The organism is Pseudomonas sp. NFIX10 (genome assembly GCF_900111955.1).
Lineage (GTDB): Bacteria > Pseudomonadota > Gammaproteobacteria > Pseudomonadales > Pseudomonadaceae > Aquipseudomonas > Aquipseudomonas fluorescens_AA.
In genome coordinates this window covers 121,806-138,309 of record NZ_FOKH01000007.1, presented here as the reverse complement: position 1 = coordinate 138,309, position 16,504 = coordinate 121,806, and the positions used below count along the sequence as shown (strand labels likewise).

The following is a 16,504-nucleotide window of genomic DNA, read 5'->3' as shown; positions in this document are numbered from 1 at the left end:
GACGACAGACTATGATGCACAAACACTTGATGATGCCCGCCCTGCTCGCAGCCTGCGTAGCCCTGGCCGCTTGCTCCCATGACCCGAACGCGAACCTGGAACAGGCGCGGACCAACTTCAACGGCCTGCAGGCCGACCCGGCGGCGACTAAAGTGGCGGCCCTGGAAACCAAAGACGCGGCGGACTTCCTGGCCAAGGCCGACAAGGCCTACCTGGACAAGGAAGACGAAGCCAAGGTCGACCAGTTGGCCTACCTGACCAATCAGCGCGTCGAAGTGGCCAAGCAGACCATCGCCCTGCGCAACGCCGAAGCCGAGCTGAAAAACGCCGGCGACGAACGCGCCCGTGCGCTGCTCGACGCTCGCAACGCGCAGATCAAGCAACTGCAGGACAGCCTGAACGCCAAGCAGACCGAACGCGGCACCCTGGTGACCTTCGGCGACGTGCTGTTCGCCACCAACAAGTCCGACCTGCGCGCCAGCGGCATAACGAACGTGAACAAACTGGCGCAGTTCCTCCAGGAAAACCCGGACCGCAAGGTGATCATCGAAGGCTACACCGACAGCACCGGTTCGGATTCCTACAACCAGTCGCTGTCGGAACGCCGCGCGAGCTCCGTGCGCACCGAGCTGGTGAAGATGGGCGTCGACCCAGCCCGTATCGTAACTCAGGGCTACGGCAAGGAATTCCCGGTGGCTGACAACACCAGCGTCTCGGGCCGCGCCATGAACCGTCGCGTGGAAGTGACCATCTCCAACGACAACCAGCCAGTGGCTCCGCGTTCGACCATGAGCGCCAACTGATCGGCTGAGAGCAACAAAAAAGCCCCGCCTGACTTCAATCAGGCGGGGCTTTTTAATGGCTTATTCCCCTGTGGGAGCGAGCTTGCTCGCGATGGCGGCAGGTCAGTCGACATAGGTGTCGACTGATCCACCGCTATCGCGAGCAAGCTCGCTCCCACAGGGAATTGTTACGGCTGAAGCTTCTGCGGCGTCTCCTGGCCCATGCAGCGCACCGCGCGTTTCTTCTCGTTGATCAGCACACCGGTCAGGCCTTTCTGCTCGGTGTCGAACAACACCAGCACACCATCGATGCACTGGGCGACCTCGGGGGCCGGCTCCAGGGAGACCTTGTAGTCCTCCCCCGGCACGGTCTTGAGCATGGTGAATTGGTTGAGCAGCAACGCGTCCTCGGGCTTGGCGAAGTGCAGGTAGCCGTAGTACCACAGCACCGCAACGGTGCCGAGGATGCTGCAGATACCGGTGATGATCAGGGGGATGGCGTTACGTTCTTCGCTCATTGCGGATTCTCTGGTGATTCAACGGGTGATTTCGGGTAGTTCGGGACTTCGCCCAGGCGGCGCAGGCCGTCAAAGTGCTGGGGGTCGTCGAGGTAGCGCAGCATCACGGTGCGCCAGGTCGGGTCGGCGAATGTCTGTACATGGCCGCCGCGGGTCAATTGCAGGACCCGCGGTGGCGGCGCAGCTTGATACAGGCGGATGCCGTTGGAAAGAGGCACGATAGGGTCATCCAGGCTGTGGTAGATCAATTTCGGTACGCCATTCAATTGCGCCACGGAACTGATCGCGCTGTCACCGTCCGGCACCAGCCAGGACAACGGCACCTGGAACGGCCAGGTCAGCCACGATGTGCTCAGGGCAAAACGTCCGACGTCGCGGTAACTGGCGGGCACGCCATCGAGCACCAAGGCCTTGAGCTGCCGTTGCCGCTGGGGATGTTCCACCAAGTAATGCACCGCCAGCGCGCCGCCCAGGCTCTGGCCGAGCAGCACCAGCGGCTTGCCCTGGACCTCGGGCGACTGGTCGAGCCATTGGAACGCGGCGTCGATGTCCTGGTAAATCGCCGGCAGGCTCGGCTCGCCTTCGGACACGCCGTAACCCCGGTAATCGACCATCAACACCTGGTAACCCTGCTCCGGCAACCACCAGCTCCCGCCCAGGTGCCAGGCCAGGTTGCCGCCGTTGCCGTGCAAATGCAGCACCGTGCCCTTGACCTCCACGCCTGGCTTGACGGGCAGCCACCAGCCTCGGAGCTTGAGGCCGTCAGCGGTGGTCAGGGTGACGTCGCGGTACTCGAGCTTGGCCCGCTCGGGGGTAAACGGCAGACCGCGCTCGGGGTAGAACAGCAGTGAGCTGCAGCCGCTCAGGGCCAGCAGCAGGCAAAAGATGCCGAGGATTCGCATCCGGTGAAACCTCGCAAGATCAGGTTGAAACATAACCCCCTTGTGGGAGCGAGCTTGCTCGCGATAGCGGCGGTTCAGTCACGGCTGTGTTGACTGTCCTGCTGCTATCGCGAGCAAGCTCGCTCCCACAGGGGGTGGGTGTTGTGTTCAAAGGATATTGGAATAATCCGCCTCGATCCGGTCCAGGCTCAGGTGGTTCAGGAAGTTGGAGAAACACATCCAGGCCGACAGGGCGTTCATGTCGCGGAACTGCTCGGGCAGGTATTTGGGCGGCACCACCAGGCCTTCGTCCACCAACTGGCGCAACGTGCGCATGTCCTCCAGGGTGGTCTTGCCGCAGAACAGCAGCGGCACCTGCTCCAGCTTGCCTTTGCGCACGGCCAGCTGAATGTAGTTGTAAACCATGATGAAGCCCTTGAGGTAGGACAAGTCTTTGGTGAATGGCAGCCCGGTCGGCACCGAGCCACGGAACACCCGGCTGGCGTTGCCGTAGCTTTCGGCCATTTCAAAACCCTGCTCGCGGAAGAATTCGAAGATCTGCAGGAAATCGGCGCCCTCCTCCACCATATGAATGGCCCGGGTGCGGTTGGTCAGTTTGCGCAGGCGACTCGGGTAAGAGGCGAAGGTGATGATTTCCATCAGGATCGCCAGGCCTTCCTGGGTCACCGTTGACGAGGGCGGGCCCTTGGACAGGAAGGTGCAGATCGGCTGGTTCAGGCCGTTGAGGGTGGTGCCGACGTGCACCAGCCCTTCATGGACCTCCAGCGCCCGCACATCGCGTTCGTTGAACATCGCATCGGTGCGGATCTTGATGTAGTCCGCGCCCGCCGCCGCGTCGGCCACGATGCCGTCGGACTCGAACACCCGGATGGTTTCCTCGGCTTCGCCGAACACCCGGTTGAGACGGTGTTGCAACAGGTTGACGGCTTCCTTGGCGCTGAGGAGTTTCGGCTCGTCCTTGAGGTCGCCACGGCCATCGATGTTATTCAGGTAATCGGAAAGCATCAGGCCCAGGTCGGCCAGGGTCGGGTCGCCGGCGTGGAAGGCATCGGAGGCGGCGCCATAGAGTTCCTGGGAGATCAGCCCGAAATCCTCGGTGCCACGCGCTTCGAGCATGCGCACCACCATGCGGTATTCCTTGCACATGCGGCGCATGATCTGGCCAACCGGGTTGAACTGCCCCAGTTGACGGGTGATGTCACGCTCGATGTTCTGGAACTCCAGCTTCACTTTGCTGGAATCGAAGGACAGTGGCCGGTTGAGGTAATAGTCGCGATCCACCGCAGGCATTTCCTTGCCCTTGGCCTTGAGAAACCCTTTGCGGATGTTCTCGTCCCACTTCACCGCATCGAGGATGCGAATCGGCGTTTGCGCCAGCACAATGCGATCGGACAAGTTGCGTATCGTCTGCTGGTAATCGTCCACCCGGAACTCCTGTGAAAAAACGTCCGCTTGTAGCAATTATTGGGATTTGGCCGGTCTTTGGTAACGCACGGCTTCCGAGAACACATCGGAATTGGCCGGGTCGTCGAGGTAGCTGAAAACCTTGTTCATGTCGCTGTCCACCAACACGCCTTCGCCCTCCTCGCTCTGGTTCGGCTGGCCGCTGAGGAGCTTCTGGTCGATCGCCTGGTTGATCTGTTCCAGATCCAGGTTGTAGACCACCAGTTCCTGTTTATCGGTCAATTCGAAACCGGCGATCAGGAAATGTCCGCCATAGCGGGCCGGCACCTTGGCCGACAGGTACCAGCGGCTGCCGTGCCGGGACACCGTCAGGGGAATGGCTTCGCGTTCATGGGGCCTGGCCCTGAAGTAGCTGATGGCCTGGTAGCGGTGCTTGCCGACCTGCGTCAGTTCCAGGTTCAACGGTTCACCCCAGGCATTGGTGCTGGTCCAGTGGCCGAGCAGGCCCGCGGGCGCGGCTTCGCTGTCAGGCAACGGCGCCTTGAACGACACCAGGCAGCCACTGAGCAGCAGCAACGACACGGCCAGTACAACGGCACGCCAGGCTTTCATTTGAACTCCCTCGCCACAAAGGCTGTGGTGGCCCACAAATGGGTCACACCGACGCCAGTACCAGATGCATGTAGCGGGTCAGGATGCCGAGCATATCTTCATCGGCGACCGGCTCGGCACCATTGAGCAAGCCCTGATATTCCATCCGTCCGATAATCGCCGTCAACACTTTGGCATCCTGTTGCGGCTCGCGGGAGCCTAATACCTGGAAAAACTGACACGTGCCGTGCAGCAAAATCTGCTGGTGGGAACGCACCAACTCCGCCAGGCGCGGGTTGAGCAGGGCTTCCTGGCGAAAGGCCTGCTCGGCCATCAGGTATTCACGACGACTGTCCAGCTGATGCCGCACGTAGTCGGCGGTCATCCGGGCAATGTCGTCAGCCAGCTGCGAGCGCGATTGGGCGCTGCCGTCACCATAGGCGACCATTTCCCGCAGCAGGCCTTCGTTGTTGGCCCACAGCTTGCCCATGAACGCCGCGCTACGCTCCACGTACTGGGCGAAGGTGTCGGTGAGCAGGTCGTCGATGTCCTTGAAATAATAGGTGGTGGCCGACAGCGGCACGCCCGCTTCGGCGGCCACCGCGCGGTGACGCACCGCACGCACGCCATCGCGCACGACAATGCGCATGGCCGCATCGAGAATCTCCTGGCGACGCTGCTCACTGCCCTGTCGGCTGGCCTTGCGGCCCTGGTACTGAACACTTTCAGCGACAGCCGTGGCGACGCCCGCTGCACCTTCTGAAGCCATTGCACGATTCACGACAGGTCTTCCTCGCTCTTTGAAAAACTAACCAATTGATACGTTTGTACCAGACAGGCAATAAAAAGCCGCCCATCGAGGCGGCTTTTTAATTGAAGCACTTACGCTTGAGGCCGCATGTGCGGGAAGAGAATGACATCCCGGATCGACGGTGAGTTGGTCAGCAGCATCACCAGGCGATCGATGCCGATGCCTTCGCCGGCGGTCGGCGGCATGCCGTACTCCAGGGCGCGCACGAAGTCAGCATCGTAGTGCATGGCTTCGTCGTCGCCAGCGTCCTTGTCGGCCACCTGGGCCATGAAACGCTCGGCCTGGTCTTCGGCATCGTTGAGCTCGGAATAGGCGTTGGCGATTTCACGACCACCGATGAACAGCTCGAAACGGTCGGTCACGCTTGGGTTCTCGTCGTTGCGACGGGCCAGCGGCGACACTTCGAACGGGTACTGGGTGATGAAATGCGGCTGTTCCAGCTTGTGCTCGACCAGTTCTTCGAAAATCATCACTTGCAGCTTGCCCAGGCCTTCGAAGCCGAGCACCTTGGCGCCGGCCTTCTTGGCGATGGCGCGGGCCTTGTCGATGTCCTGCAGGTCGGCGGCGGTGATCTCAGGGTTGTACTTGAGGATCGAGTCGAACACCGACAGGCGCACGAACGGCTCGCCGAAGTGGAACACCTTGTCGCCGTACGGCACATCGGTAGTCCCGAGAACAAGCTGCGCCAGCTCGCGGAACAGCTCCTCGGTCAGGTCCATGTTGTCTTCGTAGTCGGCGTAGGCCTGGTAGAACTCGAGCATGGTGAACTCGGGGTTGTGCCGGGTCGAAACGCCTTCGTTACGGAAGTTGCGGTTGATCTCGAAGACTTTCTCGAAGCCACCGACCACCAGCCGCTTGAGGTACAGCTCCGGCGCGATGCGCAGGAACATTTCCATGTCCAGGGCATTGTGGTGGGTTTCGAACGGCTTGGCCGCGGCGCCGCCAGGGATGGTCTGCAGCATCGGCGTCTCGACTTCCAGGAAGTCGCGCTTCATCAGGAAGCTGCGGATGTGAGCGATGACTTGCGAACGCACGCGGAACGTCTGGCGCACGTCTTCATTGACGATCAGGTCGACGTAGCGCTGGCGATAGCGCTGCTCGGTGTCGGTCAGGCCGTGGTGCTTGTCCGGGAGCGGGCGCAGGGACTTGGTCAGCAGGCGCACGCTGGTCATCTCGACGTACAGGTCACCCTTGCCGGAACGGGCCAGGGTGCCTTCGGCGGCAATGATGTCGCCCAGGTCCCAGGTCTTGACGGCCGCCAGGGTTTCTTCCGGCAGGGTCTTGCGGTTGACGTAGACCTGGATACGCCCGGTCATGTCCTGGATCACCATGAACGAACCACGATTGAGCATGATACGACCGGCCACCTTGACTGGAATCGCCGCCTCGGCCAGCTCTTCCTTGGTCTTGTCCGCATACTGCTTCTGCAAGACGTCGCAGTAGGCGTCGCGGCGGAAGTCGTTGGGGAAGGCCTGGCCCTTGGCGCGCTCGGCAGCAAGCTTTTCCTTGCGCAGGGCGATCAGGGAGTTTTCTTCCTGTTGCAGGGCTTGCGGGTCGAGTTCTAGGTCGCTCATGTCTTTAAGGTTTCCATCACAGGTTCGTTGCCCCCGGCCCGGGCCGGAGTTTGCGGGCGAGCCGCGCGTCCTGATGGAAGCGTGCCCGACCGCCGCATGGGTGTCGCGTTACAGCCCTTGTTTGAGGCTGGCGATCAGGTATTCATCGATATCGCCGTCGAGTACCTTGTCGCAATCGCTGCGTTCGATGCTGGTACGCAGGTCCTTGATCCGCGAGGCGTCGAGCACGTACGAACGGATCTGGTGACCCCAGCCGATGTCCGACTTGGTGTCTTCCAGCGCCTGGGACGCCGCGTTGCGTTTCTGCACTTCCTGCTCGTACAGGCGGGCCCGCAGCATCTTCATCGCGGTGTCTTTGTTGGCGTGCTGGGAGCGCTCGTTCTGGCAGCTGACCACGGTGTTGGTCGGTACGTGGGTAATCCGTACCGCCGAGTCGGTGGTGTTGACGTGCTGGCCACCGGCCCCGGAGGAACGGTAGGTGTCGATGCGCAGGTCCGCCGGGTTGATCTCGATCTCGATGTTGTCGTCGATTTCCGGCGAAACGAACACGGCCGAGAACGAGGTGTGGCGACGGTTGCCGGAGTCGAACGGGCTCTTGCGCACCAGGCGGTGCACGCCGATCTCGGTCCGCAGCCAGCCAAAGGCGTATTCGCCCTTGATGTGCACGGTGGCGCCCTTGATCCCGGCGACTTCACCGGCCGACAGTTCCATGATGGTGGCGTCGAAACCGCGCTTGTCTGCCCAGCGCAGGTACATGCGCAACAGGATGTTGGCCCAGTCCTGGGCCTCGGTGCCGCCGGAACCGGCCTGGATGTCCAGGTAGGCGTTGTTCATGTCCATCTCGCCGCTGAACATGCGACGGAATTCCAGCTTGGCGAGGTTCTCGTCGAGGCGTGTCAGCTCGGCGACGACATCGCCGACCGCGCCTTCATCGTTCTCTTCGACAGCCATGTCCAGCAGGTCGCGGCAATCGGCCAGGCCGCTGGACAACTCGTCCAGGGTCTCGACGATCTGCGCCAGCGCAGAACGCTCGCGGCCCAGTTCCTGGGCGTACGAAGGGTTGTTCCAGACACTCGGATCTTCAAGCTCGCGATTGACCTCGGTCAGGCGCTCATGCTTTTGATCGTAGTCAAAGATACCCCCGAATAGTTTCGGAGCGCTCGGACAGGTCCTTGATGGTGTTCAGGATCGGGTTGATTTCCATGGCGGGCAGCACTCGTTGGCGAACTTTTGAAAGCCGGCGAGTATAACGTAATCAAGCGCCAGCGGCAGCCCGCCTGGCGGCTTTAGGGGATTGAGGTTTGCTCAGCGCAGATCGCTCGTGGCAAGTGAGCTGTGGGAGCAAGGCTTGCCCGCGATGAAGTCGGTGCGGTTTCAAGTGGAACCAAGGTGCCTTCATCGCGGGCAAGCCTTGCTCCCACAAGCTTATGCCTCGCCACATAACACCTCTTCAGCAACCGCTAGCTACTCGAAGCCCACCCGATTACGCCCATTGTGCTTGGCCAGGTACAGCCCCTTGTCCGCCGCCGAGATAAGTTGCCGCCAATCGCCACCTTGCTGCGGGGTGACGGTCGAGACGCCAATGCTGACGGTCAGGTTCTCGCCGCCGTCGGGCGTGGTGTGGGGGATTTTCAGGGCGACGACGCTCTGGCGCAGTTTTTCGGCCATCAACCGGGCGCCGCCCGGCGAGGTGCCCGGCAGCACCAGGGCGAACTCCTCGCCGCCGTAGCGGGCCGGCAAGTCGGACGGACGGCTGCACGCCTCGCGGATCGCCGTGGCGACCTTGCGCAGGGCTTCGTCGCCCTCCAGGTGACCGAAATTGTCGTTGTAGGCCTTGAAGTAGTCCACGTCGATCATCAGCAGCGACAGTTGGCTCTGGTCGCGCAGCGCCCGGCGCCATTCCAGTTCCAGGTACTCATCGAAATGCCGGCGATTGGACAACCCGGTCAGGCCATCGGAGTTCATCAACCGTTGCAGCACCAGGTTGGTGTCGAGCAGTTGCTGCTGGCTGACCCGCAGTGCGCGATAGGCCGCGTCGCGCTGCAACAGCATCATGTAGGAACGCGAGTGATAGCGGATGCGCGCCACCAGTTCGATGTTGTCCGGCAACTTGACCAGGTAGTCGTTGGCCCCGGCCGCGAACGCCGCGCTCTTGACCAGCGGGTCCTCCTTGGTGGACAGGACAATGATCGGGATATCGCGGGTGGAGGGATGGTTACGGTACTCGCGCACCAGGCTCAGGCCATCCAGGCCGGGCATCACCAGGTCCTGGAGAATCACCGTCGGCTTGATGCGAATCGCGTGGGCGATGGCCTGATGGGGGTCGGAGCAGAAATGGAAGTCGATGTTTTCTTCATTCGACAGCCCGCGCCGCACCGCTTCGCCGATCATCGCCTGATCGTCGACGAGCAAGACCATGGCGGCGTTCTCATCGCGCTTGAAATCGTCGAGCTGCAGATCATTCATGATGGCTTACCTGGGTACGGCCCGGGGCAAGGCTCGCGGGGTTCTTCATGGGGTCACAATCTCCAACAGCCGTGGCGCGATGGCGTCCAGGGCAAGAATATGGACGGCGGCATCGATAGCGGCCGCTGCTTTGGGCATGCCGTACACCGCGCTGCTGCGCTGGTCCTGAGCGATGGTCACATAGCCCTGCTGGCGCATGAGTTTAAGCCCTTGCGCACCGTCGCGGCCCATGCCGGTGAGCAATACGCCCACTGCGTCACCGCTCCAGTACTGGGCGACACTTTCAAAAAACACGTCGATGGAGGGCCGGTAGATCTCGTTCACCGGCTCGGCGGTATAGGCCAGGGTGCCGTTCTTCAACAAACGCAGATGATGGTTGGTCCCGGCCAGCAACACCGTGCCACTTTGCGGCGTTTCGCCGTGCCGGGCCAGGCGCACCGTGTGGCCCGACACGCTGCCCAGCCACTCAGCCATGCCCGCGGCGAACACCTCGTCGACATGCTGGACCAGCACGATCGCTGGGGCAAAGTCCCGTGGCAACGCCTTGAGCAGCACTTCCAGCGCCGCCGGCCCGCCCGCCGATGACCCGATGGCCACCAGGCTCTTGCGCGACACCGCCGTACGCTGCGCCGCTGGCGCGGGGCGCTCATGCTTGTTGCGCTCGCCGATCAGCCAGCCGATGTTGGCGATCTTGCGCAGCAGCGGTGCAGCAGCGTCCGCCGGATTACCGACCCCCAGGGCCGGGGTGTCGACCACATCCAGTGCGCCATGGCCCATGGCCTCGAACACCCGGTGGACATTCTGCTGGCTGTCCCCGGTGACAATCACGATAGCGCAGGGGCTGTCGGCCATGATCCGCCGAGTGGCCTCCACCCCGTCCATGATCGGCATGAGCAAGTCCATCAGGATCAGGTCCGGGGTGTACTCGGCGCAGCGCTGCACCGCCTCGGCCCCGTTGGCGGCCACCCAGACCAGTTGGTGCGCCGGCTCGAACGCCAGGGCCCGGCGCAGGGCCTCGACCGCCAGGGGCATGTCATTGACGATGGCGATCTTCAAGCGCGCGCCCCTCCGATCAGTTCAACCACGGCGTCGAGCAAGGCGTCGTCGTGGAAACTCGCCTTGGCCAAATAATAGTCGGCGCCGGCGTCGAGGCCACGGCGACGATCTTCTTCGCGATCCTTGTAGGACACCACCATCACCGGCAGCGACTGCAAGCGGTTGTCGCGCCGCAACAGCGACACCAGCTCGATACCGTCCATGCGCGGCATGTCGATATCGGTGATCAACAAGTCGAAATCCTCTGAACGCAATGCATTCCAGCCATCCATGCCATCCACCGCCACTGCCACGTCATAGCCGCGATTGAGCAGCAACTTGCGTTGCAGCTCGCGCACGGTCAGGGAATCGTCCACCACCAGGATCCGCTTGCGCGGGGCCAGGGCCTGGTTCTGCCGGGCGATGCGCTCCAGGCGCCCGGTATCGAGCAATTTTTCCACCGAGCGCAACAGGTCTTCGACATCGATAATCAACACCACCGAGCCGTCGTCGAGCAGGGCCCCGGCGGAAATGTCCTGGACCTTGCCCAGGCGTTCGTCCAGGGGCAGGACGACCAGGGTTCGCTCGCCGATGAACCGCTCCACCGCCACCCCGTAGATCGTCTCGCGCTCGCGGATCACCACGACCTTGAGGGTCTGGCCGCCGTTCTGCGTCGACGGGCGATCGAGCAACTGGCTGGCGGCGACCAAGCCGATATGCCGGCCTTCGTGCCAGAAATGCTGACGCCCTTCGACCTGGACGATGTCTTCCGGCGCCAGGTCGCACATGCGTTCGATGTGGGCCAGGGGAAAGGCGTACGCCTCATTGCCGACTTCCACAACCAGGCTGCGCACCACCGACAGCGTCAGTGGCACCTCCAGATGGAAACGACTGCCCTCGCCCGCCGTCTGCTCCAGCACCACCGCCCCGCGCAACTGCCGGACCATGTGCTGGACCGCGTCCAGGCCGACGCCGCGCCCGGACACTTCGGTGACTTTGTCGCGCAGGCTGAAACCGGGCAGGAACAGGAAGGTCAGCAGTTCCTCTTCGCTCAGGCTGGCGGCGGTTTGCTCAGGGGAAAGACCGCGCTCGACGATGCTGCGGCGCACCCGCTCCAGGTCCACCCCGGCGCCGTCATCCACCAACTCCAAGACCAGCAGACCCGCCTGATGAGAGGCGCGCAGGCGGATCAGGCCTTCGGCGGGCTTGCCGGCCAGTATTCGTTGCTCCGGGGCTTCGATGCCGTGGTCCACGGCGTTGCGCAGCAAGTGGGTCAGTGGCGCTTCGAGCTTTTCCAGGACATCGCGGTCGACCTGGGTTTTCTCGCCTTCGATTTCCAGGCGCACCTGTTTGCCCAGGCTGCGGCCCAGGTCACGGACCATACGCACCTGGCCCGAAAGCACATCGGCGAACGGCCGCATGCGACAGGCCAGCGCCGTATCGTAGAGCACCTGCGCCCGTTGGCTGGCCTGCCAGGCGAACTCATCCAGCTCGGCGGTTTTCTGCGCCAGCAACTGCTGGGTCTCGGCGAGCAAGCGGCGGGCATCGCCAAGGGCTTCCTGGGCCTGCAGGCTCAGGGCGTGATCCTTGAGGTGCATGTTCAGCTCTTCAAGGGCGCGCAAGCCAGTGCCTTGTTGGCGCTTGAGCCGTTGCATCGTCGCCAGCCAGGGCTTGAGGCGGTGGGTCTCGACCAAGGACTTGCTCGACAGGTCGAGCAAGCTGTTGAGGCGTTCGGCCGTGACCCGCAAGACCCGCTCGCCGCCTTCGGTGACCCGTTTATTCTTCGGAGCCGGCTCCGGTGCCGCGAACGGTTCCGGAACGGGCAGCTCGACACTGACGGGGTCGACGGGCACCTCGATGCTTGTCGGCACCGGCGCTGGCATTGGTGCGGCGCTAGGGTCGAGCAAACGCCCCATCAACGCCACATAGGCGTCGATGTCCGGGGCGCCGACGTTGTTGCCCGGCGTGGCGATGCGCGTCAGCAGGTCGGTGCCTTGCAGCAAGGCATCGATGTGCTCGGCCCCCAGCATAAGGCGCCGTTCCTGGGCACCGACCAGGCAATCCTCCATGACGTGGGCCACGCTGACGCCGGCGTCCACCCCGACGATACGTGCCGCGCCCTTGAGGGAGTGCGCCGCGCGCATGCACGACTCAAGGTAATCGGCCTGGGTCGGATCGCGCTCCAGGGCCAGCAAACCGGTGCTCAGCACCTGGACCTGGGCTTCGGCCTCCAGGCTGAACAGTTCCAACAACGAAGCGTCGCGCATCTGGTCAGGGGTCATGACAGACTCCGGGCCACGGCGGACAACAGTTGTTCTTCATCCAGCCAGCGCAGGCTGCGGCCTTTGTAGGGCAACACGCCACGGGTGTACTTGCCCGCCGATGGCGAAGCGTTCGCCAGGATGCGCTCATCGATGGCGTGAATGCCGTCCACCTCATCCACCGGCACCACCACCGGCCCGCCCTTGGCCGCGACAATCAACATGCGCGGCATGACCCGTGTACCGGCCACCGCCGCGCCGGGCTCCAGGTCCAGCAGCTCCACCAGCGACAGGCAGGCCACCAGTGCCCCGCGTACATTCACCACGCCCAGCAAGGCCCGTGAGCGTTGGTGGGGCAACGAGTGGATCGGCTGCAACGGTGCCACTTCCACCAGGCTGCGCGTTGTCAGGCCCAGCCATTCCTCGCCGAGGCGGAACATCAGCAGCGAGCGTGTGACCACCTCGTTGTCCACCGGGGCCAGGGACAAGTCCCGTTGATCCTGCGGCAAGGTGTAACGGTCGAGCAGCCGGGTAGCGGCCGCCGAGTACACCGAGCAATTGCGGCAGTGGATATGCTCGACCAACAGTGGACAGGATTTATCGCCATGCACCCCGATGCGGTTCCAGCAATCATCGATCGCTTGGGCATCGTCATGGGTAACGTTGTAAGAAGCCGAACCGCTCATCGTTTGTGCTCGCTGTCTACCGTGCGCCCGCTACGGGCGGCGCGTTCCTGCAATCGACGGGCTCCGGCCGCGTCTCCCTGGGAAGCCAGCAGCGTCGCCAGATGCACCAGGGCCTCGGCGTGTTGCGGTTCAAGATAAAGCGCCTTGCGATAAAAACCCTGGGCTTCAAGCGCACTGCCGGCCATGTCGCTAAGCAGACCCAGCCAATAGAACACCTGGGCGTTCGGCGCATGGCTGCGCAAATACTCTTCGCACGCCCCACGGGCCTCGGCGCTTTTGCCACCGTTGGCCAGGGCGGCGATATTGGCCAGCAAGGTCGCGGCGTCGCTGCTCTTGGGTGGGGCAATCGGCGTGACGTTCGCGGCAAACGGCCGCGGCCGAATCACTGGCGCAACGCCCCGGGGCGGCGGCTGACGAACCGGCAACGGCGGCGGCGGCACCGATTGAGGCTCCACAGCCCCGTGGCGACTGAAGGCGAACGATTGGGCTATCCCGATCGAGCGCATGCCCAGGCGTCCCAGCAAGCTGCCCTCGGCGGGGCCGATAAACAGCACGCCGTCCTGATGGGTCAGGCGCTTGAGCACCTCGAACACCTGCTGCTGGGTCGGCTGGTCGAAATAGATCAGCAAGTTGCGACAGAACACAAAATCATAAGGCGCCTCGTTCACCAGCAACGCCGGATCCAGCAGGTTGCCCACCTGCAAGCGCACCTGTTCACGCACCCGTTCGCTGAGGCGGTAACCCTCGTCCGCGACGTCGAAATGCCGTTCGCGAAAAACCAGGTCGGCGCCACGGAAGGAGTTTTTGCCGTAGCGCGCGTCCTTGGCCCGCGCCACCGACAGCGGGCTGACGTCCAGGCCGTCGACCTTGAACTGATGTGGCCCCAGGCCTGCGTCGAGCAAGGCCATGGCGATGGAATAAGGCTCTTCGCCCGTGGAACACGGCAAGCTGAGGATGCGCAGCGCACGCAGGTGCTTGATCTCGGCCAGGCGCTTGACGGCCAATCTGGCGAGGGTCGCGAAGGATACGGGATAGCGGAAAAACCAGGTCTCCGGGACGATCACCGCTTCGATCAGCGCCTGCTGCTCCGGGGCCGAATGCTGCAGGGCCTGCCAATACTCATCGGCGGTTCGCCCGGGCACGGCACTGATCCGTTGGCGCACGGCCCGCTCGATGATCGCGGTGCCGACGGAGGTCACATCGAGGCCGATGCGTTCCTTGAGAAAGTCGAAAAAACGTTGATCGTTGTTCATGGCGTTGCCCCGAGGTCGTCGAGGTCCAGCGGCGGCGCAGGAAACAGCAGCGCCCGAACGGATTCGTCGAGCAGGTCGTTGACCCGCACCCATTGCAGCAACCCGTGGGCATCCTCGCGTACGGGGCCGAGATACGGCGCCTGCCGATTGTCCAGGCCATAGGGTTTGAAATCGGCCGGATCACAACGCACAGTGTCGGTCGCTTGTTCCAAGATCAATCCCAGCACTTGCCCGGCTTGTTGCCCATCGCTTCGATAACGCACCAGCACCAGCCGCGTACTGGTCCGGGCCTCGGCATTCTGGCCGAACGTCAGGGCGCACAGGTCGATCACCGGCACCATCGTGCCGCGCCAGGCAAACACCCCTGCCACCCAGGACGGCGCCCGGGCAATCGGCTTGAGGGGCAAGCGCGGCAGCACCTCCACCACATCGATGGCCTGCAGGGCGTACCGTTCGTTGCCGATGCTGAACACCAGGAACAACGCTTGGCGGGCCGTCGGTGCGGCGCCACGCCGGGTATCGATCTCGCCCATCAGACTTTGAAACGCGAGACGCCGCTGCGCAGCCCCACGGCGACCTGGCTCAGCTCGTCGATGGCGGAACTGGCCTGGCGCAGGGACTCAACAGTCTGGCTGCTGGCATCGCCCAGTTGCACCAAGGCGTGATTGATCTGCTCCGCGCCGGTGGCCTGGGCCTGCATGCCTTCGTTGACCATCAACACCCGCGGGGCCAGGGCCTGGACCTGATGGATGATCTGCGACAGTTGCTCGCCGATCTGCTGCACTTCGGCCATGCCCCGGCGCACTTCTTCGGAGAATTTGTCCATGCCCATCACACCGGCCGACACCGCGGACTGGATCTCGCGCACCATCTGCTCGATGTCATAGGTCGCCACGGCGGTCTGGTCGGCCAGGCGCCGCACCTCCGTGGCCACCACGGCGAAACCGCGCCCGTACTCACCGGCCTTCTCGGCCTCGATGGCCGCGTTGAGGGATAGCAGGTTGGTCTGGTCGGCCACCTTGACGATGGTCACCACCACCTGGTTGATGTTGCCAGCCTTCTCGTTGAGGATCGCCAGCTTGGCGTTCACCAGGTCGGCGGCGCCCATCACCGAATGCATGGTTTCCTCCATGCGCGCCAGGCCTTGCTGGCCGGAGCCGGCGGCCACCGAAGCCTGGTCGGCGGCGGTGGAGACTTCGGTCATGGTGCGCACCAGATCCCGGGAGGTGGCGGCGATTTCCCGGGACGTCGCGCCGATCTCGGTGGTGGTGGCGGCGGTTTCGGTGGCTGTGGCCTGCTGCTGGCGGGAGGTGGCGGCGATTTCGGTGACCGAGGTGGTGACCTGCACGGAAGAGCGCTGGGCCTGGGACACCAGCGAGGTCAGTTCAGCCATCATGTCGTTGAAGCCGGTTTCCACGGCGCCGAATTCGTCTTTGCGCGCCAGGTTCAGGCGCCCGCTCAGGTCGCCGCTGCGCATGATCGCGAGGATCTCGACGATACGGTTCATCGGCGCCATGATCGCCCGCATCAGCAATAGGCCGCAGAGCAAGGCGATGATCAGTGCGACCAGGAACGACAGGCCCATGGCGACCTTGGCCGCCGTCACCGCATCGCCAATGGTCTGGGTGGCGCTCTCCGCCAGCTCGCGATTACGCTCGATGATCTGATTCAAATGCCCACGGCCACCGATCCATGCGGGCGTCAGGTCTTTCTCCAGCGCCAGCCGTGCCCCCTCGTAGTCCTTGCGCTGGTACAAGTCCAGGACCTTTGCCACCGCCTGATTGAACGCCAAGTGGAAGGCCTCGAACTCGTCGAACGAGGCTTGGTCGGCCGGGTTCTGGATCAACTTCTGGTAGTTCTGTATCTCTTCGCGCAGGTGCTGCTCGAAACCCTGGTAGCGGGCCTTGTCCTCGGCGGTGATTTCCCGGTTGCCCGAGAGGCCGACGATCTGTTGGGTCAGGACGTAGCTGTCGACCCAGCCACCGCGGATCATGGAGCTGTAATACACCCCCGGCACCGCATCGGCCCGGACCCTTTCTTCACTGTCCTGGATCTTCAACAACCGTGAATAAGAGACAACCACCATCAGCAGCATAATGGCGATGATCACCGCAAAACTCGCCAGGATGCGTTGGCGCAATGTCCAATTCTTCACAGTAAAACCTCGGGCCTTTGAAATGCTGGGGAGTATAGCCGAGGGCGGCGTGGCGTCTGTATGGCG

At 63.3% G+C, this 16,504-nt stretch carries 15 protein-coding genes; 1 reads left to right on the top strand and 14 read right to left on the bottom strand.

Annotation, left to right across the window (positions count from 1 at the left end; translation table 11 throughout):
• Positions 1-14 precede the first annotated feature (14 nt).
• A complete protein-coding gene (locus tag BM321_RS08980) occupies positions 15-803 on the top strand; it encodes a lipotoxin F family OmpA-related lipoprotein LptF (RefSeq protein ID WP_092202370.1) in 789 nt (262 codons plus the stop codon).
• Between the two features lie 167 nt (positions 804-970).
• Here BM321_RS08980 and BM321_RS08975 read toward each other — a convergent pair whose 3' ends face one another.
• From BM321_RS08975 to BM321_RS08910, 14 genes are all read right to left on the bottom strand, one after another.
• On the bottom strand, positions 971-1,300 hold the full coding sequence (locus BM321_RS08975) for a PA3694 family proteiin (RefSeq protein ID WP_092253816.1): 330 nt from the start codon (positions 1,298-1,300) through the stop codon (positions 971-973).
• A complete protein-coding gene (locus BM321_RS08970; protein WP_092442253.1) occupies positions 1,297-2,202 on the bottom strand; it encodes an alpha/beta hydrolase in 906 nt (301 codons plus the stop codon). Before BM321_RS08970 ends, BM321_RS08975 begins: the two co-directional genes overlap by 4 nt.
• 147 nt (positions 2,203-2,349) lie before the next feature.
• Positions 2,350-3,627, bottom strand: coding sequence for a flavohemoglobin expression-modulating QEGLA motif protein (locus tag BM321_RS08965; RefSeq protein ID WP_092442252.1), 1,278 nt, complete (start codon positions 3,625-3,627; stop codon positions 2,350-2,352).
• A 36-nt stretch (positions 3,628-3,663) separates the two neighbouring features.
• Entirely contained in the window at positions 3,664-4,218 is a 555-nt protein-coding gene (locus BM321_RS08960; RefSeq protein ID WP_092202259.1) for a hypothetical protein, read from the bottom strand.
• Positions 4,219-4,261: 43 nt separating this feature from the next.
• Complete coding sequence (locus BM321_RS08955) at positions 4,262-4,978, bottom strand: TetR/AcrR family transcriptional regulator (protein ID WP_053118752.1); 717 nt, start codon at positions 4,976-4,978, stop codon at positions 4,262-4,264.
• A 101-nt stretch (positions 4,979-5,079) separates the two neighbouring features.
• Positions 5,080-6,582 (bottom strand): lysine--tRNA ligase, encoded by a 1,503-nt coding sequence (lysS, locus tag BM321_RS08950; RefSeq protein WP_092442251.1) that lies wholly within the window; start codon positions 6,580-6,582, stop codon positions 5,080-5,082.
• Positions 6,583-6,690: 108 nt separating this feature from the next.
• Positions 6,691-7,786, bottom strand: a protein-coding gene (prfB, locus tag BM321_RS08945; RefSeq protein ID WP_106273574.1) for a peptide chain release factor 2 whose coding sequence is annotated in 2 segments (ribosomal slippage) — positions 6,691-7,713 and positions 7,715-7,786 — 1,095 coding nt in all. Because the reading frame shifts where the segments join, the coding sequence is not laid out codon by codon here.
• Positions 7,787-8,046: 260 nt separating this feature from the next.
• Positions 8,047-9,048, bottom strand: coding sequence for a response regulator (locus tag BM321_RS08940; protein ID WP_092442250.1), 1,002 nt, complete (start codon positions 9,046-9,048; stop codon positions 8,047-8,049).
• Positions 9,049-9,093: 45 nt separating this feature from the next.
• Complete coding sequence (locus tag BM321_RS08935) at positions 9,094-10,104, bottom strand: chemotaxis response regulator protein-glutamate methylesterase (protein WP_092330754.1); 1,011 nt, start codon at positions 10,102-10,104, stop codon at positions 9,094-9,096.
• Positions 10,101-12,365: a hybrid sensor histidine kinase/response regulator gene (locus BM321_RS08930; RefSeq protein WP_092442249.1), complete on the bottom strand. Its 2,265-nt coding sequence runs from the start codon at positions 12,363-12,365 to the stop codon at positions 10,101-10,103. The genes BM321_RS08935 and BM321_RS08930 overlap by 4 nt, the downstream gene beginning before the upstream one ends.
• Positions 12,362-13,030, bottom strand: coding sequence for a chemotaxis protein CheW (locus tag BM321_RS08925; RefSeq protein ID WP_092442248.1), 669 nt, complete (start codon positions 13,028-13,030; stop codon positions 12,362-12,364). Before BM321_RS08925 ends, BM321_RS08930 begins: the two co-directional genes overlap by 4 nt.
• Positions 13,027-14,283, bottom strand: coding sequence for a CheR family methyltransferase (locus BM321_RS08920; protein WP_092442247.1), 1,257 nt, complete (start codon positions 14,281-14,283; stop codon positions 13,027-13,029). The genes BM321_RS08925 and BM321_RS08920 overlap by 4 nt, the downstream gene beginning before the upstream one ends.
• On the bottom strand, positions 14,280-14,816 hold the full coding sequence (locus BM321_RS08915; RefSeq protein WP_092442246.1) for a chemotaxis protein CheW: 537 nt from the start codon (positions 14,814-14,816) through the stop codon (positions 14,280-14,282). Before BM321_RS08915 ends, BM321_RS08920 begins: the two co-directional genes overlap by 4 nt.
• On the bottom strand, positions 14,816-16,438 hold the full coding sequence (locus BM321_RS08910; protein ID WP_092442245.1) for a methyl-accepting chemotaxis protein: 1,623 nt from the start codon (positions 16,436-16,438) through the stop codon (positions 14,816-14,818). Before BM321_RS08910 ends, BM321_RS08915 begins: the two co-directional genes overlap by 1 nt.
• Positions 16,439-16,504 lie beyond the last annotated feature (66 nt).